Source organism: Mycobacterium cajalii, from assembly GCF_045809005.2.
GTDB lineage: Bacteria > Actinomycetota > Actinomycetes > Mycobacteriales > Mycobacteriaceae > Mycobacterium.
The window spans coordinates 5,232,010-5,254,432 of record NZ_CM141436.1; the positions used below are offsets into that span (position 1 = coordinate 5,232,010).

Genomic DNA, 22,423 nt, shown 5'->3' on the forward strand with positions numbered 1-22,423 from the left:
TGGCAACCGGGGACGTGCTAGGCGGCCGGGGCCACGGCAAGGTGCCGGCGTTGCGGCTCACTGCGGTAGCGCGACGGCTTGCCGTCGATCTTGCAGATCCGCCACATCAGCCGCGCGAGACGGCTTTCCATCAGGCCGGTGTCACACGCCAGCATCCGCACGTCGGCGAACATGTCGCTCAGCCACTTTCGCGACTCGGGTGACTTGAAGAAGAGTTCCTTCTTGACCTCGCGGGGGATGTCGAACTCGTCCCAGAACGCCTTGGGCGGCACCACGATGGCCTGGCAGAGCACGCGCATCGTCAGCGGGTAGAACAGCGAGATCCAGAACCGTTGCCTGCGGGTCAGCTCCGGCAACCGCTTGCGCAGGAACTCGTGGGCGAAGGAGATGTGCCGCGCCTCCTCGGCCACGTGGATGGCCATCACCCGTTCCATGATCGGGTGCAACGACTTGCCTTCGCGCAGCACGTTCTTCTGCGTGTGGTCGATGGGCTCCTCACCGGCGAGCACCCCGATGAAGAACGCCGCCGGTAGCGGGCCGGCCACCAACGGCACCAGCGGCGAGAGCCAGCGCAGCATCCGCGGCATCCCGGGGACGTCGGCGCCGACCCGGTTGACCATCTCCTGGAACATCATCGTGTGGTTGCACTCTTCGACGGATTCGTGCAGGCAGTAGCGGTATTCCGGGGACCCGTTGGGCAGCCAGAACGTGTAGTTCATCAGGCCGCGGATCAGGATGGATTCGAAGTGCAGTCCCACCTTGGCCACGTTGGCCTGGCGCCACATGCCGATCTTGATCTTGCGCTCGTCGGACTGCGCCTGGTACCACGGGTGGCGCCCCAGCGGGTCGGTCGCCGGCAGGATCCACCGGGGATCGTCGTCGGTGACCGCGAACTCCGGCGAGTCCCAGTCGATGTCGGTGTACGGGTTGAAGTTTCGCCGCACCGACCCCTCGGACAATGTGGCGAGCATGTCGACGTACTCGACGTCGTCGCGCACCTCCATGTTGCGGCGCCAACGCCGGACCATTCGCGTCCTGTCCATCCCGAGCCTCCCCAAGCGAGGTTTACATTCGGACGTGCAATGTCTAGACGGTACCGCAGGTACTGGATATGTTCCAGACCCTCTTGGACCACTGTGACCTGACCACTGGTCACCGGATCGGTGAGGTTTGGATCACAGTCGACGGGTGCGACGGGACCGCCGCTTCTGGGCGCCGGCCCGGCTCACTACGCTGGTGAGCATGGCTGACGAGCTCGAGATTCCCGCTGACCTCAAACCCCGCGACGGCCGCTTCGGATGCGGTCCGTCAAAGGTCCGACCCGAACAGCTGAACGCGCTGAGCACCACCGCGGCCGGCCTGTTCGGCACGTCGCACCGGCAAGCGCCGGTCAAGAACCTGGTGGGAAGGGTGCGCTCGGGCGTGGCGGAGCTGTTCTCGCTGCCGGACGGCTACGAGGTCATCCTGGGCAACGGCGGCGCCACGGCGTTCTGGGATGCCGCGGCCTTCGGGTTGATCGACAAGCGTTCGCTGCACCTGACCTACGGGGAGTTCAGCTCGAAGTTCGCCTCCGCCGTCACCAAGAACCCGTTCGTCGGCGATCCGGTCGTCATCAAGGCGGATCCCGGCAGCGCCCCCGAACCGCAGTCCGACCCGTCCGTCGACGTGATCGCCTGGGCGCACAACGAGACGTCGACCGGGGTCGCCGTGCCGATCCGCCGCCCGTCGGGCTCCGGCGAGGCGCTCGTCGTCATCGACGCCACCTCCGGGGCCGGGGGCCTCCCGGTCGACATCACCGAGACCGATGCGTACTACTTCTCGCCGCAGAAGAACTTCGCCAGCGACGGCGGCCTGTGGCTGGCCGTCATGAGCCCTGCCGCGCTGGCCCGCGTCGAGGCCATCGCCGGCTCGGGTCGCTGGGTGCCCGACTTCTTGTCGCTGCCGACGGCGATCGACAACAGCCTGAAGAACCAGACCTACAACACCCCGGCCATCGGCACGCTGGTGCTGATGGCGGAGCAGCTCGACTGGATGCTGGGCAACGGCGGCCTGGACTGGGCGGTCAAGCGCACGGCCGACTCGTCGCAGCGGCTGTACTCGTGGGCCGAAGAGCGGCCCTACACCACGCCGTTCGTCGCCGATCCCGCCCTGCGTTCGCAGGTGGTGGGCACGATCGACTTCGCCGACGACGTCGACGCCGCCGCCGTTGCGAAGGTGCTGCGGGCCAACGGCATCGTCGACACCGAGCCGTACCGCAAGCTCGGCCGCAACCAGCTGCGCGTCGCGATGTTCCCCGCGGTCGATCCCGATGACGTCAGCGCCCTCACCCGGTGCGTCGACTGGGTCGTCGAGCGGCTTTAACTTCGGCGTCATCAGCTCGCAACCGGCCAGCGTGTCAGGCCCGGTTACGGGCGTTAGCCGGACTAGAGTGCGCACGTGACGGGTCCTTTGCGACGCACCTGGACCCTGCGAGGAGAAGCCATGCGGGAACTCAAGATGGTTGGGCTCGATGCCGACGGCAAATACCTCATCTGCGAAGGCGGCGACCCCGCGGACCGGTTCAAGCTGGCGGTCGATGACCGGTTGCGGGCCGTCCTGCGGGACGGACCCACAGCCTCGGAGCAACCGCAGCTCGACATCGAGATCACGAACATGCTGAGCCCCAGGGAGATTCAGTCGAAAATCCGCGCCGGCGCGTCCGTCGAGCAGGTGGCCACGGCGTCGGGCTCCGACATCTCGCGGGTCCGCCGGTTCGCCCACCCGGTGCTGCTGGAACGCGCCCGCGCGGCCGAGCTGGCGACGGCCGCACATCCCGTGCTCGCCGACGGCCCCGCGGTGCTGACGCTGCTGGAAACCGTGAGCACGGCCCTGGTGGCGCGCGGCCTCGACCCGCACCAGGTCGGCTGGGACGCCTGGCGCAACGAAGACAACCGGTGGACGGTGCAGCTGGCCTGGAAGGTGGGCCGCTCCGACAACCTCGCACACTTCTGCTTCATGCCCGGCGCCCACGGCGGAACTGTCACCGCGGTCGACGACGCGGCCAGCGAGCTGATCGACCCGAACTTCGAACGCCCGCTGCGGCCGCTCGCGCGGGTGGCCCACCTCGACTTCGAGGAAACGGCCGAACCGGAGACCGCGCCGGAGGCCGCTGCGCCCGCGCCCGTCGCTCCTGCACCGCCCGAGCAACCCGCGCCCACCCGGCGCGGCAAGGCGAGCAAGGCGGCCAAGCCGACCATTCCCGCCTGGGAAGACGTGCTGCTCGGGGTGCGCTCGAGCGGGCAGCGCTAGCGCTGGCCGCTGCCTGACACCGTCAGGGCCAGCAGCGCCAGCCACCCGCCGACCACACCGACCGCTGCGCCCAGCACCAGCCAGCGCAGCACCGGGGTCCGCCGCCACCCCCACAATGTGGGCGCCAGTCCACCGGCCGCCACCGCGTTGAGGCCGACCGCCAACAGCGGATTCACCCGGATCAACCCGAGGCTCAGCACCACTATCGCGGCGCCGGTCACCGCGGCGACGAACCCCGCGACGGCCAATCCCGTGGCCCACGGCACCGGCTCGTTCACGAACGCAGCCTAGATCGTTCGTAGAACGCCACGGCGGCCGCTGTCGCCACGTTGAGCGAGTCGGTTCCCCGCGACATGGGGATGCGCACCCGCATATCGCTCAACCGCAGCGTGGCGGCCGTCAGTCCCGGGCCTTCGGCGCCCACGACGATCGCGACCCGGTCGTCGCGCGCCGCCGCCATCGCCTCCGGCAGCGCACGGGCGTCGCCGCGCGGGGTCATCGCCAGCAGCCGGAACCCGCGTTCCCGCAACGTCACCAGATCGGCGGGCCAGTCGGTCGCCCGCGCGTAGGGCACCAGCAGCGCATGCCCCATGGACACCCGGACGGCGCGACGATACAGCGGGTCGGCGCAGCCGCTACCGAACACCACCGCGTCCACGCCCAGGCCCGCGGCGTTGCGGAACATCGAGCCCAGGTTCTCGTGATCGTTGACCCCCTCGAGCACCGCAAGGGTGCGGGCGCCCGCGGCGACCTGGTCCACCCCGTGTTCGGGCACCCTCCTGGCGGCCGCCAGCACGCCCCGGTTGAGATGAAAACCCACCACCTGCGCCATGACCTCGGCGGACGTTCGATAAAACGGCGCCGCGACGCCGGTGAGGTCGTCCGCGAGTTCGGCCAGTCGCCGGTCGGTGCCCAGCAGGGCGTGCGCGGTGAACCGGGAGGCGAGCATGCGCTGGACGACCAGGACGCCCTCGGCGATCACCAGCCCCTTGCCGCCGGGCAGGTCGGGACGACGATCGACGCTGTTCAGGTCGCGGAAGTCGTCGAGGCGGGGATCGTCGGGATCGTCGACGTCGTGAACGTCCGGGCCGTCGCTCACGGGCTTTCGTCGACGAGGGCCAGCATCAGGTCGGCGGCGGCGCGCAGGGTCTCGCGTTGCGTGCCGTCCAGCGTCGCGAGCCGCTTGGCCAGCCACTCCTGCCGGGCCCGCCGCGTCGCCTTGACCAACTCGGCGCCGGCCTCGGACACCGAGACCAGCACCTGCCGGCCGTCGACGGGGTGCGGAACGCGGTCCACCAAACCCATCTCGGCGAGCGAAGCGATCACCCTGGTCATCGACGGCGGCCGGACCCCCTCGCGGATCGCCAGCGTGCCCGGGGTCATCGCGCCCTCGCCGAGCAGCGTCGCCAGCGCCGACAACTGCGACAACGACACCGGCGAGGGGGGGCTGCGAAACCGCAGCTGGCGGGACAGCCGCATCACGGCCAGCGACAAGTCGCTGGCCAGTCGCGCATCGCTGTCAGGCATGGCGCGAGGGTACACGCAACCCGCAGAATTCGGCATGACCACCTGGCTAATGGCCGGTGCGGACCCTGGTCGGCACCCGGCGGCAAATTGCGGCTGCCAACCGGCTGCTGCAGGCAGGTTTCCCGGCGACCCGGCTCGGGCCGTGAGCGTCCCGAGCCGCGGCAAAGCTATGTTGAGGGGTATGTCCGTCGAGCCGGGCCGGAGCCGCAAACCACCACCGCTGCCGCCGCCGTTGCTCGAGGTATGGCCGGTCATCGCGGTGGGCGCCGCGGGATGGCTGGTCGCCGCGGTGGCCGCCTTCCTCGTCCCGACGCTGCAGAGTTGGCGCCCGGTGGCGGTGGCCGGGCTGGCCGTGGGGTTGCTCGGTACGGGCATCTTCGTCTGGCAGCTGGCCGCGGCCCGTCGCGGTGACCGCGGTGCGCAGGCCGGGCTCGAGACGTATCTCCACCGGAGATAAAGTCGCCCAGGACACTTCAGATTCGGGGGGAATCAATGGTCGCCGAGCTACTGCAGGCCGAAATCGAGATCGCGGCACCGGCGTCGAAAGTCTGGGAGCTGATCTCCGATTTGCGGCGCATGCGCCACTGGAGCCCACAGTGCCGGTGGATGAAGGCGTTCGGCCCGCTCCACGCCGGCGTTCGGACCCTCAACCTCAACCGTCGCGGCCGATTGTTCTGGTTCACCACATGCACCGTCGTCGAGGTCGTTCCCGAAAAGCGGCTCGCCTTCAAGGTCGACGTCAACCGCACCATCTGGAGCTACGAGCTCGAGCCGCATGAGCGGGGCACGCGGCTGATCGAGAGTCGGCAGGCCGAAAACGGTGTGACGGCTTTCTCGAACCTCACGGCGAACGCCTTTTTCGGCGGAACCACCAAATTCGAGCGCGAATTGCTCGAGGGCATCGATATCTCGCTGGCGAAGATCAAAGCCGCCGCCGAGAACGGCTAGTCCGGCGGCTCCAGCGGCTCGGGCTGGGGCTCCGGAGGCGCCGGCGGGGACTCCGGGGTCTCGGGCAGCTCCGGCTCGACCTCGGGGTGGGGTTCCGCGGGTGCGGTTTCGGACTCCGCGGCCTCGGGTTCCGGGGACGCGGGCTCCGGCTCCGCGGCCTCCGTGACCGGCGCCGCCGCCTGCATGACATCGAGCACGCCGTCGTCGAATGCCTCGTACTTCGGTGAGCCGCTACCCGCCGGAGCGGGGGTGTCCGAATGGGCGCCGCACCCGTATTGCTTGTCCACGACATGGCCGTCGGCGGACAGTTCGTTGCCACACACCCCGAACATCGCGCCCAGCGATCCCTCCAGCGGCAGGAAAAAACCGCAGTCGCGGCAGACCCGTTTGGTGGACCGCGCCATCGGCGACTCGGGACCGTACTCTCCGGTGTGCCACCTCTCGGCGGCCTCGGACCGGCCCACGACGCCCAGCACCCAGCGTCGACCCAGCCCGACCTCCGCGGCGGTCTCGTCGACCTGGGGGTCACCGCTGGCGGTGTAGCCCGGAACCAGACGCGGGTCGTCGGCAGCCGGCGCCAGCAAATCTCCCGGGCTCAAGTCCCCCGGACGGACGCGGCGCTCCCACGGCACCCACTCTGGCGCCAGCAACGCCGTCGGACCGGGGATCAGGACGACCTCGCTGATGGTGGCGTGCCCGGCACCAGGATAGGCGGCGACCACGGCGGCCCACTGCCAGCCCTGGTAACCGGGCAGGTGCGCCAGGAACCGGTGGGTCGCGGCGTTGGGATCCTCGTAGCTCACGCCGAGGTAGTCACCGACCGCGTCCGGGCCACTGAACTCTTCCACGGCCGCCCTGGCCTGGTCGGCCGCACCCGCGAGCAACTCCGCCAGCCCCTCGTGCCAGTCGGCCACGGTCGCTGCGGCGGTCTCCTCGATGGGTCCGGTCACGCTTACCTCTCTCTGCATCGCGCCTCCAATACTAGGGGTGCGAGCCACACCCGGTGACCTACGGACGCAGGAAGCGGCCATGGGAGAGAATTGCGTGGTGTCTGGACGGCGGCGTGATGATCCGGGCCGCGCGGCCCCCAACCCGGGCCGCCGGACCCATTCGGACCTCCGGGGGGCGGCCAACCCGCATCCCGGCCTGGCCAACTACCCGCCCGACGGCTCCGACCAGCGGCGCGCGCGCCGCCCACCGCCGATGCCGAGCGCCAACCGCTACCTGCCGCCCCTGGGCGAACGACCCGAACCGGACCGCGGTAGCAGCGCGCCACGCGGTCCCGCCGCGGGCGAACGCATCACCGTCACCCGCGCCGCGGCGCAGCGCAGCCGGGAGATGGGTTCCCGGATGTACTCGATGGTGCAACGCGCCGCCACGGCCGACGGCGCGGACAAGTCCGGGCTGACGGCGCTGACCTGGCCGGTGGTGGCGAATTTCGCGGTGGACGCCGCGATGGCCGTCGCCCTGGCCAACACGCTCTTCTTCGCCGCGGCCACCGGGGAGAGCAAAGGCCGGGTCGCACTGTATCTGTTGATCACCATCGCCCCGTTCGCGGTGATCGCGCCGCTGATCGGTCCGGCGCTGGACAGGTTGCAGCATGGCCGCCGCGTGGCGCTGGCGACCTCGTTCGCGCTGCGCACCGGGTTGGCGGCGGTGCTGATCATGAACTACGACGGCCTGTCCGGCAGCTACCCCTCGTGGGTGCTCTATCCCTGCGCGCTGGCCATGATGGTGCTGTCGAAGTCGTTCAGCGTGCTGCGCAGCGCCGTCACACCCAGGGTCATGCCGCCGACCATCGACCTGGTGCGGGTCAACTCCCGGCTGACCGTGTTCGGTCTGCTGGGCGGCACCATCGCCGGCGGCGCGATCGCGGCGGGTGTCGAGTTCGTCTGCACCCACCTGCTCAAGCTGCCGGGCGCGCTGTTCGTCGTCGTCGCCGTCACCATCGTCGGCGCCATGCTGTCGATGCGGATTCCGCGCTGGGTCGAGGTGACCGCCGGTGAGGTCCCGGCGACGCTGAGCTACCGCCGGGACAGCGGCCCGCTGCGCCGCAGCTGGCCCGAAGAGGTCAAAAAGGTCAGCGGAACACTGCGACAACCACTGGGCCGCAACATCATCACTTCGCTGTGGGGCAATTGCACCGTGAAGGTCATGGTGGGATTTCTGTTCTTGTACCCGGCGTTCGTGGCCAAGGCGCACCAGGCGAACGGCTGGGTGCAGCTGGGCATGCTGGGCATGATCGGGGCCGCGGCGGGCATCGGCAACTTCGCCGGCAACTTCGCCAGCGCCCGCCTGCAACTGGGCAGGCCCGCGGTGCTGGTGGTGCGCTGCGCGGTGGCGGTGTGCACCGTCGCGCTGGCGGCGGCGGTGGCGGGCAACCTGATGGTGGCGGTGATCGCCACCTTGGTCACGTCGGGATCGAGCGCGATCGCCAAGGCCTCGCTGGACGCGTCGTTGCAGAACGATCTGCCGGAGGAGTCGCGGGCGTCGGGGTTCGGGCGTTCGGAGTCGACGCTGCAGCTGGCCTGGGTGCTGGGCGGGGCGCTGGGCGTCCTGGTGTACACGGAATGGTGGATCGGTTTCACCGCGGTCACCGCCCTGCTCATCCTCGGGCTGGCACAGACCCTGGTGAGCTTCCGCGGCGACTCGTTGATTCCCGGGCTCGGGGGCAATCGCCCGGTCATGGTCGAGCAGGAAGGCAGGCGGCGGCGCGGCACGGGCAAGCCGGCGGCGGTGCCGGAGTGAGACCCCGGCGCGGGCGCGGGGTGAGGTTGCTGGTCGTGACCCTGGTGACGCTGCTGTCCGTCGGCGGCGGGGTTGCGACATGGCTGTTGCTGCGTCACCCCGGGCCGCAGCGGCCGCAGATCAGCGCCTACTCGCACGGCCACCTGACCCGGGTCGGGCCGTACATGTACTGCAACGTGCTCGACCTCAACGACTGTCAAAACCCGCAGACCCAGGGCGAACTGCCGGTCAGCGACCGCTACCCGGTGCAGCTCTCGGTGCCCGAAGCCATCGCCCGGGCACCCTGGCGGCTCCTGCAGGTGTACGAGGACCCCGCCAACACGACGGCCACCCTGTTCCGACCGCACACCCGGATGGCGGTCACCATCCCCTCGGTCGACCGCCAACGCGGCCGGCTCACCGGGATAGTCGTGCAGTTGCTGACGCTGGCGCTGGACAGCTCCGGGCAGTTGCGCGATGTCCCGCACGCGGAATGGTCCGTGCGGCTTACCTCCTGAGCGAGCACCCGAGGGTCGGGTTGTTGGGCCTCAAGTCACCAATGCTTGGGACGAACGGCTCCTGACTGCGCGGTGGCGCGCTTTTAGGGTCGAGGGGCCGAAGCGAACTCTCGAGCGATGGGACAGCGATATGGTCAGCGACATAGCGGATCCGGGAATCGTCGTCGGGGTCGACGGATCGCCCGACGGGAACGCGGCCATGCAGTGGGCGGTCCACGAAGCGACGATGCGCAACGTGGCGCTGACCCTGGTGCACGCCGCCGCGCGGTTGCCGGCCGGCTCGCCGGTGCTCGAGTGGTCGGGTGAGTCCCTCCCGGCAGAAGTCGTCCAGCAGCTGGACGCGAACGCTCGTCAGGTGCTCGCCGACGCGGCCAAGCTCGTCGACGACATGACCCGGGAGCGCCGCCTGCGGGTCAACAGCGAGTTGTCCGCCGCGGGACCGGTCGCCAGCCTTGTCGAGTTGTCCACCAAAGCGGACATGGTCGTGGTGGGCAGAAGCGGCCACGGCGCGCTGGAGCGAGCGCTGCTGGGGTCTGTCAGCACGGGTTTGGTTCATCATGCCCACTGCCCGGTGGCGGTGATCCACAGCGGCTTTTCGCCGCCGCCACAGGGCTGCGTCCTGGTCGGCATCGACGGGTCACCGGCCTCGGAGCTGGCCACCGCGATCGCTTTCGACGAAGCTTCCTGGCGGGGTGTGGATTTGGTGGCGCTGCACGCCTGGACCGATGCCGAGGTCCCCGACCTCCCGAGCCGGGAGTGGGCCGGAACGACCAGGACGTCCTGGACGAGACTGCGCTCGGCGGCCGAGGAGACGTTGGTCGAGCGCCTGGTCGGCTGGCGGGAGCGCTATCCCGACGTCACCGTCCATCGGGTGGTCGTCACCAACCGGCCGGCGCAGCATCTGATCGAGCGTTCGGCGTCCGCGCAGCTGGTGGTCGTCGGCAGCCACGGGCGCGGTGGCTTCGCGGGGATGCTGCTCGGATCGGTGGGCACCGCCGTCGTGCAGGCCGTGCGCGCGCCGGTGATCGTCGCCCGGCAGGGCTAGCTACCCTCCCGCCGGTGGGCGACGCGTTCGCCGTCGAGGGGCGGGCCGGGCGGCGTTCCCTTCCCGAAGGGGTTGCCGCCCAGCGCTTCCCGCCCATGCGGGGTCAGCCAGTTTTGCAGCTCGGGTCCCTTGGGCACGATACGGGTCGGGTTGATGTCGGCATGCACGATGTAGTAGTGCCTCTTGATCTGGTTGAAGTCCACGGTGTCGCCGAAGCCCGGCGTCTGGAACAGGTCACGCGCGTAGCCCCACAGCACGGGCATCTCGCTGAGCTTGCGGCGATTGCATTTGAAATGCCCGTGGTAGACCGGGTCGAAGCGCACCAGGGTGGTGAACAGCCGCACGTCGGCCTCGGTGATGGTGTCGCCCACCAGGTAGCGCTGCCCGGCCAGGCGGTCGCTGACCCAGTCCAGGGCGGCGAACAGCCGATCGTAGGCGGCTTCGTAGGCCTGCTGTGAGCCGGCGAAGCCGCAACGGTACACGCCGTTGTTGATCTCGGTGTAAACCCTCTTGCTCACCTCGTCGATCTCGGCCCGCAGCGGCTCGGGGTACAGGTCCGGTGCCCCGTCACGATGATGGGCGGTCCACTGCGTCGAGAAATCCAGCGTCATCTGCGCGAAGTCATTGGTGACCACCGCCGCGGTCGGAATGTCGATGATCGCGGGGACGGTGATGCCCTTGGGGTAGGCGGGGAATCGCTTGAAATAGGCGTTCTGCAGTCGCGGGATCTTCAGCACGGGGTCGACACCGCCGGGGTCGTGATCGAACGTCCAACTGCGCTGATCGTGGGTGGGTCCGCAAAAGCCAATGGAGAGAGCGTTTTCCAAACCGAGCAGGCGCCGCACGATGATGGCGCGGTTGGCCCACGGGCAGGCCCGGGCGACGACGAGCCGATACCGGCCAGGCTCGACCGGGTACCCGTCGCGTCCGTCGGCGGTGATCCGCGTGGTGATGTAGTCGGTGTCGCGGGTGAATTCGCCCGCCGGTGCGACGTAGGAGGCCATGACGGCAATTCTGCCCCGCCGAGGAGCCGGTCCGCGGCTAGGTACTCAGAAAGCGCCGGGCCAGGTCCGTCTCGGTCGACGGTCCCGGTTCCCAGTGGGCGATCCAGGGGCCGGTGCCCTCCGACGGGTCGAAGATGCCCTCCTCCAGCCAGGTGTGACGCCCCGCGAGCGCGTCGTGGGTCAGCTGGACGTCGCCGCTGTCGGTGTTGGTCCACAACGCGTGGAACAACGCTTCGACCCGCAGGGTCGCCTGCCGGCAGAAAGTGTCGGCCAGCTCGTAGGCCTGGCGGCCGACGGCCGGGTCGGCGGACCGCTGCCCCTCGGCGCGCACGCATGCCGCCGACATCGCGAACAGCTCGGCGCCGATGTCGACGACGCGGCCCAGAAAGCCCTGCTTCTGCTCGAGCTTGGCCTGCCACCGCGCCATCCCGTAGAAGGTGTTGCGGGCCAGCTTTCGGGTGGACCGTTCGATGAACCGGAGATGACCCGCCAATGCACCGAACTCGCTGTAAGCCTTAGGCCGTTGGCCTTCACCGAAAACCAGCTGCGGCAACCACTTTGCATAGAATCCGCTGGCGCCGACCGCCGCGGCCGCCTTCTTCTTCAGATCGGTGTCGGGCTTCGCGAGGTCTCCGGCCGCGCTCAGGTGTACGTCGACCGCTTCCCGGGCGATCAGCAACCGCATGATCTCGCTGGATCCCTCGAAGATGCGGTTGATCCGCAGATCCCGCAGCATCTGCTCGGCCGGAACGGCGCGCTCCCCACGCGCGGCCAGGGATTCGGCGGTCTCATAGCCGCGCCCACCACGGATCTGCACCAACTCGTCGGCGACCTGGCAGGCCATCTCGCTGCTCCACAGCTTGGCCAGCGCAGCCTCGATCCGGATGTCGTTGCGGCTCTCGTCGGCCATCTGCGCCGACAACTCCAGCACCGCGTCCAGCGCGTAGGCGGTGGACGCGATGAACGAGATCTTGCGTGCCACCGCTTCGTGTTTGCCCACCGGCCTGCCCCACTGCACGCGCTCGGCAGACCACTCGCGGGCGATCTTCAGCGACCACTTCGACGCCCCTGCCGCGGTCGCCGGGATCGACAGCCGGCCGGCGTTGAGCGTGGTCAACGCGATCTTGAGGCCGTCGCCTTCGCGGCCGATCAGGTTTTCGCGCGGCACCCGCACGCGGTGGAACCGGGTCACACCGTTTTCGATGCCGCGCAGTCCCATGAACTTGTTGCGCCGCTCCACGGTGATCCCGGGGGAATCGGCCTCGACGACAAAGGCGCTGACCCCGCCACAGCTGTCCTCGCTCTTGGGCACCCGGGCCATCACCACCAGCAGTTCGGCGACCAGACCGTTGGTGGTCCACAGCTTCACGCCGTCGAGTTCGTAGGCGTCACCGCCGTCGACCGGTGTGGCCGTGGCACCCAGCCGCGCCGGGTCGGAGCCCACGTCGGGTTCGGTCAGCAGGAACGCCGATATCGCGCCGGCGGCGCAGCGCGGCAGGAACTTTCGCTTCTGCTCCGGGGTACCGGCGAGCTTGAGCGGCTCGGGCACACCGATCGATTGGTGGGCCGACAGCAGCGCGCCCAGGCTGGGGTTGACCGTCGAAACCATCATCAGCGCCCGGTTGTAGGCCACCTGCGACATCTCCAGGCCGCCGTACTCGGCCGGTATCTTCATGCCGAAGCAACCCAATCCGGCCAGCCCCTTGACGTATTCGTCCGGCATCCGGGCCTCACGCTCGATGACGCTGCCATCGACGGTGCGAAGGAACTGCCGCAACTTGTCGAGGAACGCACGCGTGCGGGTCTCTTCGGCGTCGGTGGGTTTGGGGAACGGGTGTATCAGATCCAGCGGAAACCGGCCCAGGAACAGCTCTCTGGCGAATGATGGCTTTTCCCAACCACTTTCGCGGGACTCCTCGGCAACGGCTCTGGCCTGCTCCTCGGTGACGTGTGCTTGCTGTGGCATTTGCAGCCTCCTCGCTGGTTGCGAGGAGCAATACCCAGCACGGGCCGTTTCTCACATCACCGCACCCGACGAGTGCGACGACCCGCCGACGCCCGGATCAGGCGTCGAGCTCGCGGGCCACGGCTTTGACCACCTCGGAAACCCGTCGGGCCGTCTTGCGGTCCGGGTAGCGCCCCTTGCGCAACTCGGGCTGCACGGTGCTCTCCAGCAACGTGATCATGTCCTCGACCATGCCGTGCAACTCGTCCGGGCTGTGCTTGTGCTCCGCGGGCACCTCGCGGCGGGCCTTGGTGAGGCTGGGTGGCGGTTCGATCAGCTTGAGGCTCAACGCCTGCGGTCCGCGCCGGCCCGAGGCGACGCCGAACTCCACCCGCTGCCCGGGTTTGAGACCCTCGATACCCTCGGGCAGCGCCGACGCGCGGACGTAGACGTCCTCGCCGTCCTCCTGCGACAGGAAGCCGAACCCCTTTTCGGAGTCGTACCACTTAACCTTGCCGGTCGGCACTGGTCTCACCTGCTTGTCTGACGGGTCACTAGTTGAACGACACAAGAAGCGCCCCGCCTGCGCGAGGCGCAATGTCGAGTCATGATGCTACTCGGATCGTTGTCCGACGAGCACCCCCCGGCCGAGCGTTACTCGCTAGGCTGGCACTACTGCGGAGGTGACATGCGCCCGATCCTGAACGTTGTGTGGCTGATATTCGGCGGCCTCTGGATGGCCGCCGGCTACCTCGTGGCGGCGCTCGTCTGCTTTCTGTTGATCGTCACGATCCCGTTCGGGTTCGCGTCGCTGCGCATCGCCTCTTATACGTTGTGGCCGTTCGGCCGGACGCTCGTCGACAAGCCGACCGCCGGAACCGGCGCGCTGCTGGGGAACGTCATCTGGGTGCTGCTGTTCGGGGTGTGGCTGGCGATCGGGCATCTGGTGAGCGCCGTGGCGATGGCGCTCACGGTCATCGGCCTGCCGCTGGCGCTGGCAAACCTCAAGCTGATCCCCGTCTCGCTGATGCCGCTGGGCAAGCAGATCGTTTCCGCCGACTCCCCGAACGAACTCGTACGGGTGCGCGCATGACGCTGACCGCCCTGGGCGTGCCTGTGGTGCCCGGCCGCACGGACGGTCGGTCCGCGGCGGGGCATGCCCCCGCGGGTGGCCCGCTGGCGGACGCCTACGGCCGGGTCGCCACCGACCTGCGGGTGTCGCTGACCGACCGGTGCAACCTGCGGTGCCGTTACTGCATGCCGGCCGACGGGCTGGACTGGCTGCCCGGAGAACAACTCCTGCGGCCCGACGAGCTGAGCCGGCTGATGCATATCGCCGTGACGCGGCTGGGCGTCACCAGTGTGCGCTTCACCGGCGGCGAGCCGCTGCTGTCTCGCCACCTCGAGGAGATGGTCGAGGCGGCCGCCGCCCTGCGGCCGCGCCCGGAGATCTCCCTGACCACCAATGGGGTGGGACTGGCGCGCCGCGCCGCCGCGCTGGCCAAAGCCGGCCTGGACCGGGTCAACGTGTCGTTGGACACCGTGGACCGGACCCGCTTTGCCACCATCACTCGCCGGGACCGGCTGGCCGACGTGCTGGACGGCCTGAGCGCCGCCAAGGAAGCGGGGCTGGCGCCGGTGAAGGTGAACGCCGTGCTCGATCCCGCCTCCGGCCGGGAGGACGTCGTCGAACTGTTGCGGTTCTGCCTGGCGCACGGCTACCAGTTGCGGGTCATCGAACAGATGCCGCTGGACGCCGGGCATCAATGGCGGCGCGGGGCGGCCCTGAGCGCCGACGACGTGCTGGACGCGCTGCGGCCGCACTTCCGGCTGCGGCCCGACCCGACGCCGCGCGGGTCCGCCCCGGCCGAGTTGTGGCTGGTCGACACCGGGCCCGGCACGCCGGCCGGAAAGGTCGGCGTGATCGCGTCGGTTTCGCACGCTTTCTGCGCGTCCTGCGATCGCACCCGGCTCACCGCCGACGGCCAGGTCCGCAGCTGCCTGTTCTCCACCGAGGAGACCGACCTTCGGGGCCTGCTGCGCGGCGGCGCGCCCGACGAGGCGATCGAGGCGGCCTGGCGCGACGCGATGTGGGGCAAGCCCGCCGGGCACGGCATCAACGACCCCGGCTTCGTCCAGCCTGACCGCCCGATGAGCGCGATCGGTGGCTAGCGCCACGAGCGAAGCCCCCGCCGATCCGGGCGGGATGCAGGTGACGGTCCGCTACTTCGCCGCCGCGCGCGCAGCCGCCGGAGCCGATGCCGAGACCGTGGTGCTGCCCGCGGGCACCACGCTCGCCGAGCTGGTCGACCGGCTGGCCGTGCGCGGAACCCGCCTGGCCACGGTGTTGCGCCGCTGCTCCTACCTGCGCGACGGGATCGCCGTGCGAGACGATGCCGCGGCGTTGTGCCCGGGCGACACGGTCGACGTCCTCCCGCCTTTTGCTGGCGGCTGAGGCCTGTGACATATCTCACGTAACGGAATGATAACGGGCCGAACACGGCACGATCTCGGGCGCAATGACCTGCGGAAAGCCATAGCGCTGCTGGGCTTTTCGAAGGTGTCCGAAGCGGAAACGCCGGGCTTCGCTAAACGTGACGCCGCCAACCGAAACCGCTAGCGTCTCCCGGAGGTTCGCCAAGCAAGCCGAATGGCGTTCCTCCCCTCCCTATCGCGCCGAGCTCCATCCAGTAGGCGGGGGGCAGACCGTACGTGGATGGAGGCGGGGGACCCACCGGGTCCACCGTGACCGAACCGGGGTCGCTCCGCGACTCCTTGGGGTGAAGCCGGCGTCGTCTCGATGCAGAGTTCGACGCGGCCGGGTGGCCTCTCCAACCCGAACCCGACAGCTGACCTCGTAGGCGCTAATCCGAAAATGGCGGTGAGCTGACTCGATACGGGTGTGGTCAGGCTGCGGGGGTGAGGGTGACGGTGTAGCCGAGTGCTTCGAGTTGGCGGATGTGGTTGCGTTTTTTGACCTCTGGGTTTGTGTGTTTGGTGAAGTGATCGGCGCCGAGATCGGTGAAGTGGGTGTCCTGGTCGGCCAGGAGGTGCCAGACGATGACGAGGATGGAGCGGCCGACGGCGACGATGGCGCGTTTCTTGCCTCGTCGGCGGGCGATGCGCCGGTAGCGTTCGCCCAGGAAGGTGTCGGTGCGCCCGGCCACCACGGCGGCCTCGCCCAGGACCCGCGCCAGGTAGCGATTACCGTGCCCGGTCGAGCCGTTGCCCTTGGTTTTGCCTGCCGAGGAGTTGATCCCCGGTGAGAACTTCGCCCATGAACACAGGTGCCCGGCGGTGGGGAAGCGGGACATGTCGGTGCCGATTTCGGCGAGGATGATCGCGGCGGCGATGGGCCCGATGCCGGGGATTTCATCCAGGCGTGTCGCCGCCGCGGCGAAAGGGGCCAGATAGGCCTCGATTTGTTCGTCGAGGGCGGCGATGTCGGCGTCGATACCGTCGATGCGGTCCAACATCCGCGCCAGCAGGAACCCGTGATGGGCGTCGAAGTGGCCGTTGAACGCGTCCTCGAGCCGGCCGATCTTGGTCCGCATCCGAGACCGCGCCATCTGCGCGAGTACCTTGGGGTCGCGTTCGCCGGAGATCAACGCCGCCATCATCGCGCGCCCGGACACCCCGAAAATATCGGAGGCCACCACCGAGAGCTTGATGCAGGCGTCCTCGAGCAGCTTTTCGACCCGGTTCTTCTCCGCGGTGCGCACCCCGACCAGGTCGATGCGGTAGCGGGTCAGATCCCGCAACCGCCGGATCGGTGGGGGTGGCACAAAGCTGGGCCGCAGCATCTGGCGTTCGGCCACCTTGCACAACCACACCGCATCCAGCACATCGGTCTTGGGTCGGCCCGGGAGATGTTTGACATCGCGGGCGTTGACCAGCCACGGATCCAGCCCGTGGGCCTCCAGCAGGTAGAACACCGGTTTCCAGTAATCCGAGGTGGCTTCCATCACCACCCGCTCGACCCGTAACTCGACCAGTCGGTTGGCCAACTCGATCAGCGAGCCGGTCATCGTCGACTGCGTCGACACCTCCTGCAACCGTTTGCGCGCGCTGTCGGGCGCAGGAACACGCACACAGCACACCAGTTCGGCCTTGCCGATATCCAGGGCCGCGACCCTGGCGATGATCTGTTCGTCATCATGGGACTCCTGCAACACCGCCACTGACCTCCCGTCTCCACACCGATCTATATCTAAGGGTGTGGTCGCCCGTGGAATCGCAAGGCCAACAACAGAATCTAATCCTCGTGCTCGAACAAGCGGCAACAATGAAGGGCCCACAACGCGATCCCAGCACCCGGCTAGACGACGGCCTGCAAGGACCATAGAGCGACGGCGTCGCAAGGCGACCACCACACCATTTTCACCCCGGAACGGGCGACCACAAGGTCAATTTGGCTAGACGAGAGGATTTACCCGGCGCGTATGAGTGGACGTCACCGCAAGCCCGCTACGTCAAACATCAATGTCGCCAAGATCGCCTTCACCGGGGTGGTGCTTGGCGGCGGCAGCATCGCCCTCGCCGGCCAGGCGGCCGCCGCCACCGATGGCGAATGGGACCAGGTAGCCCGTTGCGAGTCCGGCGGCAACTGGTCGATCAACACCGGCAATGGCTACCAAGGCGGCCTGCAGTTCAGCCAGGGCACCTGGGCCGCCCACGGCGGCGGTGAGTACGCCCCGGCGGCTCAGATGGCCACCCGGGAACAGCAGATCGCCGTCGCCGAGCGAGTCCTGGCGACCCAGGGCCGGGGTGCCTGGCCGGCATGCGGACACGGGCTGTCGAACGCGACCCCGCGCGAGGTGCTCGCTCCGGAGGGCGTGGACGCCCCGCCGGAGGACGCGCCGCCACCCGACGCTCCCCCGCCCGCGGACGGTCCCGCGCCCGACGCTCCCCCGCCGCCCCCTCCCGCCCCGGCGGAGCCCCCGCGGCCGGCCGTGGAACTGGCCTCGGACCATCAGCCGGCACCCCCCGAGGACCTGCCACCGGCACCCCCCGAAGACCTCGCACCCCCGGCCGACCTGCCACCGGCACCCCCCGAGGACGCACCGGTCGTCGACGCCGGCTTGCCGGACGCCGCGCCAGCCGACGTGCCCCCGCCGGCCGACGTGCCCCCGCCGCCGCCCGGCGACGACAACGGCTCGCCAGTGGAACCGCACCAGGCCTCCGAGGTCGGCTACACCAAGCAGCTGTGGGAAGCCATCCGGGGACTGGACATCCACGGCAACGACGCGCTGGACGCCCTGGCGCAGCCGTCCGCCGTCATCTGAGGCTCGCCAGAGCAGACTGCTCGACGCTGCCCCGCCGGCCACGCGCTCGCGGGGCGGCGTCGGCATTGCAGACCGCGACGGACCGGCGTCCGCGCCGTCAGGCCGAACCCACCCATTCGTCGGTGCCGTCGTCGAAGAACTGGTGCTTCCACACCGGCAGCCGCTCCTTGATGGTGTCGACCAACAAGGCGCACGTCGCGAATGCCTCTTGTCGGTGGTCGGCGGCCACCGCGGCCACCAGCGCCGCGTCACCGATGTGCAGCGCGCCGATGCGGTGGCTGGCCGCGATGGCACGCAAGCCGGTCGACCGCTCCGCGACCTCGGTGACGACATCGGTCATGACCTGCGCGGCCGACGGATGGGACGAATACTCCAGCCGCACCACGCGGCGCCCGCCGTCGTGGTCGCGGATCATCCCGACGAACCCGACGACGGCCCCGGCCGACCGGTGCCGCACCAGATCTTCGTGTTCGGGCAGAAAGATCGGCCGGTCGGTCAGCCCGGCCCGGACGACCAGCGTCATCGCGGGTGGTCTTCGCCGCCGAGCTGATCCAGCGCGTGATCGAGCACGTCGGCGAGCACCCCGAGGCCGTCCCGGACTCCGCCCGGCGAGCCCGGCAGGTTGACCACGAGGGTCCGCCCGACGACCCCGCACACGCCCCGCGACAGCACCGACGTCGGCACGCCGGGCAGCCCGGAGCGGCGGATGGCGTCGGCCAGCCCGGGAATCATGTAGTCCAGCACCGCCACGGTCTGGTCCGGGGTGCTGTCGGTGGGCGAGATGCCGGTGCCGCCGGAGGTGAGGATGACGTCGACGTCGGCGGCGACGGCTTTGCGCAGCGCCTCACCGACCGCCGACCCGTCGGGCACCACCTGGGGCGTGACGGGCGCGAATCCGCGCTGCTCGAGCCAGTCGGCGATGACGGGCCCGCACCGATCGGCGTACTGTCCGGTCGACGCGCGGGTGGAGGCGATGATGACTCGTGCGGATCGGTCGCTCATCCCCGCGCCCAGTTCCCGCTTTTGCCGCCCTCTTTGGAAAGCACCCGGATGTCGTCGATGCGAGCGGCCGGGTCAACCGCCTTGATCATGTCGTAGAGCGTAAGCCCGGCCACGCTGACGGCGGTGAGCGCTTCCATTTCCACGCCGGTGCGGTCGGTGCTGCGCACCGTCGCGGTGATCTCGATGTCCGACTCGCCCACGCTGAACTCCACGTCGACCCCGGTGAGCGCAAGCTGATGGCACAACGGGATCAGGTCGCTCGTGCGCTTTGCCGCGAGAATGCCCGCGATCCGTGCGGTGGCCAATGCGTCGCCCTTGGGTAGCCCGCCGGTCGAGATCAGCCCCACCACGTGGGCCGAGGTGCGCAGGATTCCCGCCGCCACGGCGGTGCGCTTGGTGGCGTCCTTGGCGGTGACGTCGACCATGCGCGCCGCCCCCTGCTCGTCCAGGTGCGACAGCGGGCCTGGGCGGGTCGCGGCCTCGGACGCCTCGGCCATCGCGGCGACCTAGCGGTTGATTTCGGTAACCGGGTGCACGTAGGGGAGGTCGTCGGAGGGCAGCGGGAAGGACAGCTCACCGAAGGGCGACAACGCGCCCGTGCGGTCGCTGACGAGTTCGCTCACCGCATGGTCGTCCGGCCCCGTCGCAGGCCAGCCGTTGTCGACGTACTTGGTCTTGCGGGCCTTGCCCTCAGCAATGTCAGCCACGATGTCCATTCTGACATTGCGCGCCCGGCCGCGCGGCGCAAGGTCGGCAGTCCGCACGCTTCGGGTGTCCCCGGCCTGCGGCGGCCTGACCGTGTCCTCGCTGCGGACGCGGGGTCTGGGGGCTGCTTTACGCTGGTCGGCAATGACCGACAACACCCCGGACATCCCGCTGGGGTCCTGGCTGGCCGACTTGCCCGACGAGCGGCTGATCCGGCTTCTGCAACTGCGGCCCGACCTGGCCCAGCCCCCACCCGGCAGCATCGCGGCGCTGGCGGCACGCGCGCAGGCCCGCCAGTCGGTCAAGGCCGCCACCGACGACCTCGACTTCCTGCGACTGGCGGTGCTCGATGCCCTGCTGGTGCTGCACGCCGATTCGGCGCCGGTGCCGAGCGCGAAGCTGCTGGCGCTGATCGGCGACCGCGCGCCCCAGACCGATGTGCTCGACGCGCTCGACGACCTCAGGGAGCGCGCACTGGCCTGGGGCGAGGCCGCCGTCCGGGTGGCCGCCGACGCGGGAACCGCCCTGCCGTGGCACCCGGGCCAGGTCCTGCTCGAGGACACCTCGCGCTCGGACGGGCAGATCGCCGACCTCGTCGACGGTCTCACCCCGCCACAGCGCGAGGTGCTGGACAAACTGCTCGAGGGTTCCCCGATCGGCCGCACCCGCGACGCCGCCCCGGGCGCCCCGGCGGACCGGCCGGTGCCGCAGCTGCTGGCGCTGGGCCTGCTGCGACGCATCGACGCCGAGACGGTGATCCTGCCCCGCCACGTCGGGCAGGTGCTGCGCGGCGAACAGCCGGGCCCGATGCAGCTGACGGCGCCCGACCCGGTGGTGTCGACCACCACGCCCGACGACGTCGACGCCGCGGCCGCCGGAGCCGTCATCGACCTGTTGCGGGAAGTCGACGTGGTGATCGAAACCCTGAGCACCGCACCGGTTCCCGAGCTGCGCAGCGGCGGACTGGGGGTGCGCGACCTCAAGCGGCTGGCCAAGGCGACCGGCATCGAGGAGCCGCGGCTCGGGTTGATCCTCGAGATCACGGCCGCGGCCGGCCTGATCGCCAGCGGCACCCCCGATCCGGAGCCGGCCGACGGCCCCAATGCCGACGGACCGTACTGGGCGCCGACGCCGGCCACCGACCGGTTCGCCGCGATGTCCCCCGCCGAGCGTTGGCATCTGCTGGCCGGGGCCTGGCTCGACCTGCCGGGCCGTCCGGCGCTGATCGGCACGCGCGGCCCGGACGCCAAACCGTATGGTGCCCTTTCGGATTCGCTGTACTCGACGGCGGCGCCGTTGGATCGGCAACTGCTGCTGGGCATGCTCTCGGAGTTGCCCGCCGGCGCCTGCGTCGACGCGGCCGCGGCGTCGGCCGCGCTGGTGTGGCGGCGGCCACGGTGGGCCCGACGGCTGCAGCCGGGGCCCGTCGGCGATCTGCTGAGCGAGAGCCACGCGCTGGGACTGGTGGGCCGCGGGGCGATCAGCACGCCCGGCCGCGCGCTGCTGGACGAGGACGCCGACCCCCGCTTGGCGATCGACGCGATGGCGCGCGCCCTGCCCGAGCCGATCGACCACTTCCTGGTGCAGGCCGATCTGACCGTCGTGGCGCCCGGCCCCCTGCAGCGCGACCTCGCCGACGAACTGGCCACCGTCGCCACCGTCGAATCGGCCGGCGCCGCGATGGTGTACCGCATCAGCGAGCAGTCGATCCGCCACGCGCTCGATGTCGGCAGGACCCGCGACTGGATGCAGAGTTTTTTCACGCAGCACTCCAAAACCCCCGTACCGCAAGGGCTGACGTACCTGATCGACGACGTCGCGCGCCGGCATGGCCAGCTGCGGATCGGGATGGCCGCGTCGTTCGTGCGCTGCGAGGACCCGGCGCTGCTGGCCCAGGCGCTGGCGGCGCCCGCCGTCGAAGGGGTTCAGTTGCGCGCCCTGGCGCCGACGGTGGCGGTGTCGCCGGTGCCGATCGCCGACGTGCTCGCCGCGTTGCGGACCGCCGGCTTCGCCCCGGCCGCCGAGGATTCCTCCGGCTCCATCGTCGACGTCAGGCCGCGCGGGGCGCGGGTGGCCACACCGCAGCGGCGCCGGCCGTACCGCCCCGCGCCGCGGCCCAGCGCCGAGACGCTGGACGCCGTCGTGTCGGTGCTGCGCAAGGTGACCGCCGCACCGTTCGGGAACATCCGCGTCGACCCGACCGTTGCGATGTCGCTGCTGCAGCGCGCGGCAAAGGATCAGGAGACGCTGGTGATCGGCTACCTCGACGCCGCCGGCGTGGCCACCCAGCGGGTGGTGTCGCCGATCACCGTCCGGGGCGGTCAGCTGGTGGCGTTCGACTCGGGCTCCGGGCGGCTGCGTGACTTCGCCATTCACCGCATCACGTCGGTGGTGTCGGCCCACGGCCGATAATGGATCACGTGACAAAA

General features: G+C 69.9%; 25 protein-coding genes and 1 riboswitch. Of the genes, 12 read left to right on the forward strand and 13 right to left on the reverse strand.

The window, feature by feature from the left end:
* Positions 1–17: 17 nt before the first annotated feature.
* Positions 18–1,043, reverse strand: a complete 1,026-nt coding sequence (locus tag ACJ512_RS24810) for an AurF N-oxygenase family protein (RefSeq protein WP_407687097.1) — start codon at positions 1,041–1,043, stop codon at positions 18–20.
* 199 nt (positions 1,044–1,242) lie between these two features.
* Here ACJ512_RS24810 and serC point away from each other — a divergent pair, with 199 nt between their 5' ends.
* A complete protein-coding gene (gene serC / locus ACJ512_RS24815; protein ID WP_407687096.1) occupies positions 1,243–2,361 on the forward strand; it encodes a phosphoserine transaminase in 1,119 nt (372 codons plus the stop codon).
* A gap of 120 nt (positions 2,362–2,481) precedes the next feature.
* Positions 2,482–3,288 carry a septation protein SepH gene (sepH, locus tag ACJ512_RS24820; protein ID WP_407687095.1) on the forward strand — a complete coding sequence of 269 codons (807 nt, stop codon included), beginning with the start codon at positions 2,482–2,484 and terminating at the stop codon, positions 3,286–3,288.
* Here the strand turns inward: sepH and ACJ512_RS24825 are convergent.
* From ACJ512_RS24825 to ACJ512_RS24835, 3 genes are read right to left on the reverse strand one after another with little or no spacing between them, the layout of a single operon-like run.
* Positions 3,285–3,566 carry a DUF2537 domain-containing protein gene (locus ACJ512_RS24825; RefSeq protein ID WP_407687094.1) on the reverse strand — a complete coding sequence of 94 codons (282 nt, stop codon included), beginning with the start codon at positions 3,564–3,566 and terminating at the stop codon, positions 3,285–3,287. The genes sepH and ACJ512_RS24825 overlap by 4 nt on opposite strands.
* The gene (locus ACJ512_RS24830; RefSeq protein WP_407687093.1) at positions 3,563–4,387 is read right to left on the reverse strand and encodes a TrmH family RNA methyltransferase; all 825 of its coding nucleotides are present in this window, start codon (positions 4,385–4,387) and stop codon (positions 3,563–3,565) included. Before ACJ512_RS24830 ends, ACJ512_RS24825 begins: the two co-directional genes overlap by 4 nt.
* Positions 4,384–4,815 carry an Rv0880 family HTH-type transcriptional regulator gene (locus tag ACJ512_RS24835; RefSeq protein WP_407687092.1) on the reverse strand — a complete coding sequence of 144 codons (432 nt, stop codon included), beginning with the start codon at positions 4,813–4,815 and terminating at the stop codon, positions 4,384–4,386. Before ACJ512_RS24835 ends, ACJ512_RS24830 begins: the two co-directional genes overlap by 4 nt.
* 181 nt (positions 4,816–4,996) lie before the next feature.
* On the opposite strand from ACJ512_RS24835, the gene ACJ512_RS24840 reads away from it, so the two are divergent.
* A complete protein-coding gene (locus ACJ512_RS24840) occupies positions 4,997–5,272 on the forward strand; it encodes a DUF2530 domain-containing protein (RefSeq protein ID WP_407687091.1) in 276 nt (91 codons plus the stop codon).
* A 35-nt stretch (positions 5,273–5,307) separates the two neighbouring features.
* Complete coding sequence (locus ACJ512_RS24845; RefSeq protein WP_407687090.1) at positions 5,308–5,763, forward strand: SRPBCC family protein; 456 nt, start codon at positions 5,308–5,310, stop codon at positions 5,761–5,763.
* On the opposite strand, the gene ACJ512_RS24850 is transcribed toward ACJ512_RS24845, so the two are convergent.
* Positions 5,760–6,713 (reverse strand): DUF3027 domain-containing protein, encoded by a 954-nt coding sequence (locus ACJ512_RS24850; protein ID WP_407687089.1) that lies wholly within the window; start codon positions 6,711–6,713, stop codon positions 5,760–5,762. The two genes, ACJ512_RS24845 and ACJ512_RS24850, sit on opposite strands and share 4 nt — an antisense overlap.
* Before the next feature lie 79 nt (positions 6,714–6,792).
* Here ACJ512_RS24850 and ACJ512_RS24855 point away from each other — a divergent pair, with 79 nt between their 5' ends.
* The 3 genes from ACJ512_RS24855 to ACJ512_RS24865 all read left to right on the forward strand — a co-directional run bounded on the left by ACJ512_RS24855 (position 6,793) and on the right by ACJ512_RS24865 (position 10,053).
* The gene (locus ACJ512_RS24855; RefSeq protein WP_461479874.1) at positions 6,793–8,511 is read left to right on the forward strand and encodes an MFS transporter; all 1,719 of its coding nucleotides are present in this window, start codon (positions 6,793–6,795) and stop codon (positions 8,509–8,511) included.
* Positions 8,508–9,008: a DUF2771 domain-containing protein gene (locus ACJ512_RS24860; protein WP_407687087.1), complete on the forward strand. Its 501-nt coding sequence runs from the start codon at positions 8,508–8,510 to the stop codon at positions 9,006–9,008. The genes ACJ512_RS24855 and ACJ512_RS24860 overlap by 4 nt, the downstream gene beginning before the upstream one ends.
* Positions 9,009–9,138: 130 nt before the next feature.
* Positions 9,139–10,053: a universal stress protein gene (locus ACJ512_RS24865; protein WP_407687086.1), complete on the forward strand. Its 915-nt coding sequence runs from the start codon at positions 9,139–9,141 to the stop codon at positions 10,051–10,053.
* Here the strand turns inward: ACJ512_RS24865 and ACJ512_RS24870 are convergent.
* The 3 genes from ACJ512_RS24870 to ACJ512_RS24880 form a co-directional block, all read right to left on the reverse strand.
* On the reverse strand, positions 10,050–11,057 hold the full coding sequence (locus tag ACJ512_RS24870) for a glutathione S-transferase family protein (protein ID WP_407687085.1): 1,008 nt from the start codon (positions 11,055–11,057) through the stop codon (positions 10,050–10,052). The genes ACJ512_RS24865 and ACJ512_RS24870 overlap by 4 nt on opposite strands.
* Positions 11,058–11,094: 37 nt before the next feature.
* Entirely contained in the window at positions 11,095–13,023 is a 1,929-nt protein-coding gene (locus ACJ512_RS24875; RefSeq protein ID WP_407687084.1) for an acyl-CoA dehydrogenase family protein, read from the reverse strand.
* A 97-nt stretch (positions 13,024–13,120) separates the two neighbouring features.
* Positions 13,121–13,528: a cold-shock protein gene (locus ACJ512_RS24880; protein WP_407687083.1), complete on the reverse strand. Its 408-nt coding sequence runs from the start codon at positions 13,526–13,528 to the stop codon at positions 13,121–13,123.
* A gap of 162 nt (positions 13,529–13,690) precedes the next feature.
* Between ACJ512_RS24880 and ACJ512_RS24885 the strand changes: the two genes are divergently transcribed.
* From ACJ512_RS24885 to ACJ512_RS24895, 3 genes are read left to right on the forward strand one after another with little or no spacing between them, the layout of a single operon-like run.
* Positions 13,691–14,095, forward strand: a complete 405-nt coding sequence (locus tag ACJ512_RS24885; RefSeq protein WP_407687118.1) for a YccF domain-containing protein — start codon at positions 13,691–13,693, stop codon at positions 14,093–14,095.
* Positions 14,092–15,174 carry a GTP 3',8-cyclase MoaA gene (moaA, locus tag ACJ512_RS24890; protein WP_407687082.1) on the forward strand — a complete coding sequence of 361 codons (1,083 nt, stop codon included), beginning with the start codon at positions 14,092–14,094 and terminating at the stop codon, positions 15,172–15,174. The genes ACJ512_RS24885 and moaA overlap by 4 nt, the downstream gene beginning before the upstream one ends.
* A 34-nt stretch (positions 15,175–15,208) precedes the next feature.
* A complete protein-coding gene (locus tag ACJ512_RS24895; protein ID WP_407687117.1) occupies positions 15,209–15,457 on the forward strand; it encodes a MoaD/ThiS family protein in 249 nt (82 codons plus the stop codon).
* A gap of 209 nt (positions 15,458–15,666) precedes the next feature.
* A riboswitch (cyclic di-AMP (ydaO/yuaA leader) is annotated at positions 15,667–15,881 on the forward strand.
* 27 nt (positions 15,882–15,908) lie between these two features.
* Here ACJ512_RS24895 and ACJ512_RS24900 read toward each other — a convergent pair.
* Positions 15,909–17,177, reverse strand: a complete 1,269-nt coding sequence (locus tag ACJ512_RS24900; protein ID WP_461480087.1) for an IS110 family RNA-guided transposase — start codon at positions 17,175–17,177, stop codon at positions 15,909–15,911.
* A 267-nt stretch (positions 17,178–17,444) separates the two neighbouring features.
* Between ACJ512_RS24900 and ACJ512_RS24905 the strand changes: the two genes are divergently transcribed.
* Entirely contained in the window at positions 17,445–18,287 is an 843-nt protein-coding gene (locus ACJ512_RS24905) for a transglycosylase family protein (protein WP_407687546.1), read from the forward strand.
* A 97-nt stretch (positions 18,288–18,384) separates the two neighbouring features.
* Here ACJ512_RS24905 and ACJ512_RS24910 read toward each other — a convergent pair whose 3' ends face one another.
* From ACJ512_RS24910 to ACJ512_RS24925, 4 genes are read right to left on the reverse strand one after another with little or no spacing between them, the layout of a single operon-like run.
* A complete protein-coding gene (locus tag ACJ512_RS24910; RefSeq protein WP_407687514.1) occupies positions 18,385–18,810 on the reverse strand; it encodes a molybdenum cofactor biosynthesis protein MoaE in 426 nt (141 codons plus the stop codon).
* Positions 18,807–19,289: a MogA/MoaB family molybdenum cofactor biosynthesis protein gene (locus tag ACJ512_RS24915; protein WP_407687515.1), complete on the reverse strand. Its 483-nt coding sequence runs from the start codon at positions 19,287–19,289 to the stop codon at positions 18,807–18,809. Before ACJ512_RS24915 ends, ACJ512_RS24910 begins: the two co-directional genes overlap by 4 nt.
* Entirely contained in the window at positions 19,286–19,786 is a 501-nt protein-coding gene (moaC, locus tag ACJ512_RS24920) for a cyclic pyranopterin monophosphate synthase MoaC (RefSeq protein WP_407687516.1), read from the reverse strand. Before moaC ends, ACJ512_RS24915 begins: the two co-directional genes overlap by 4 nt.
* Positions 19,787–19,795: 9 nt before the next feature.
* A complete protein-coding gene (locus ACJ512_RS24925) occupies positions 19,796–19,996 on the reverse strand; it encodes a hypothetical protein (protein WP_369737097.1) in 201 nt (66 codons plus the stop codon).
* 142 nt (positions 19,997–20,138) lie between these two features.
* Between ACJ512_RS24925 and ACJ512_RS24930 the strand changes: the two genes are divergently transcribed.
* A complete protein-coding gene (locus tag ACJ512_RS24930; RefSeq protein WP_407687517.1) occupies positions 20,139–22,406 on the forward strand; it encodes a helicase-associated domain-containing protein in 2,268 nt (755 codons plus the stop codon).
* Positions 22,407–22,423: the final 17 nt, after the last annotated feature.

Bases quoted from the DNA above. Each gene is read 5' to 3' on its own strand.
- ACJ512_RS24810 (WP_407687097.1), bottom strand. From the start codon at position 1,043: ATGGACAGGACGCGAATGGTCCGGCGTTGGCGCCGCAACATGGAGGTG.
- serC (WP_407687096.1), top strand. From the start codon at position 1,243: ATGGCTGACGAGCTCGAGATTCCCGCTGACCTCAAACCCCGCGACGGC.
- sepH (WP_407687095.1), top strand. From the start codon at position 2,482: ATGCGGGAACTCAAGATGGTTGGGCTCGATGCCGACGGCAAATACCTC.
- ACJ512_RS24835 (WP_407687092.1), bottom strand. From the start codon at position 4,815: ATGCCTGACAGCGATGCGCGACTGGCCAGCGACTTGTCGCTGGCCGTG.
- ACJ512_RS24840 (WP_407687091.1), top strand. From the start codon at position 4,997: ATGTCCGTCGAGCCGGGCCGGAGCCGCAAACCACCACCGCTGCCGCCG.
- ACJ512_RS24845 (WP_407687090.1), top strand. From the start codon at position 5,308: ATGGTCGCCGAGCTACTGCAGGCCGAAATCGAGATCGCGGCACCGGCG.
- ACJ512_RS24855 (WP_461479874.1), top strand. From the start codon at position 6,793: ATGGGAGAGAATTGCGTGGTGTCTGGACGGCGGCGTGATGATCCGGGC.
- ACJ512_RS24865 (WP_407687086.1), top strand. From the start codon at position 9,139: ATGGTCAGCGACATAGCGGATCCGGGAATCGTCGTCGGGGTCGACGGA.
- ACJ512_RS24870 (WP_407687085.1), bottom strand. From the start codon at position 11,057: ATGGCCTCCTACGTCGCACCGGCGGGCGAATTCACCCGCGACACCGAC.
- ACJ512_RS24875 (WP_407687084.1), bottom strand. From the start codon at position 13,023: ATGCCACAGCAAGCACACGTCACCGAGGAGCAGGCCAGAGCCGTTGCC.
- ACJ512_RS24885 (WP_407687118.1), top strand. From the start codon at position 13,691: ATGCGCCCGATCCTGAACGTTGTGTGGCTGATATTCGGCGGCCTCTGG.
- moaA (WP_407687082.1), top strand. From the start codon at position 14,092: ATGACGCTGACCGCCCTGGGCGTGCCTGTGGTGCCCGGCCGCACGGAC.
- ACJ512_RS24895 (WP_407687117.1), top strand. From the start codon at position 15,209: ATGCAGGTGACGGTCCGCTACTTCGCCGCCGCGCGCGCAGCCGCCGGA.
- ACJ512_RS24905 (WP_407687546.1), top strand. From the start codon at position 17,445: ATGAGTGGACGTCACCGCAAGCCCGCTACGTCAAACATCAATGTCGCC.
- ACJ512_RS24910 (WP_407687514.1), bottom strand. From the start codon at position 18,810: ATGACGCTGGTCGTCCGGGCCGGGCTGACCGACCGGCCGATCTTTCTG.
- ACJ512_RS24915 (WP_407687515.1), bottom strand. From the start codon at position 19,289: ATGAGCGACCGATCCGCACGAGTCATCATCGCCTCCACCCGCGCGTCG.
- moaC (WP_407687516.1), bottom strand. From the start codon at position 19,786: ATGGCCGAGGCGTCCGAGGCCGCGACCCGCCCAGGCCCGCTGTCGCAC.
- ACJ512_RS24930 (WP_407687517.1), top strand. From the start codon at position 20,139: ATGACCGACAACACCCCGGACATCCCGCTGGGGTCCTGGCTGGCCGAC.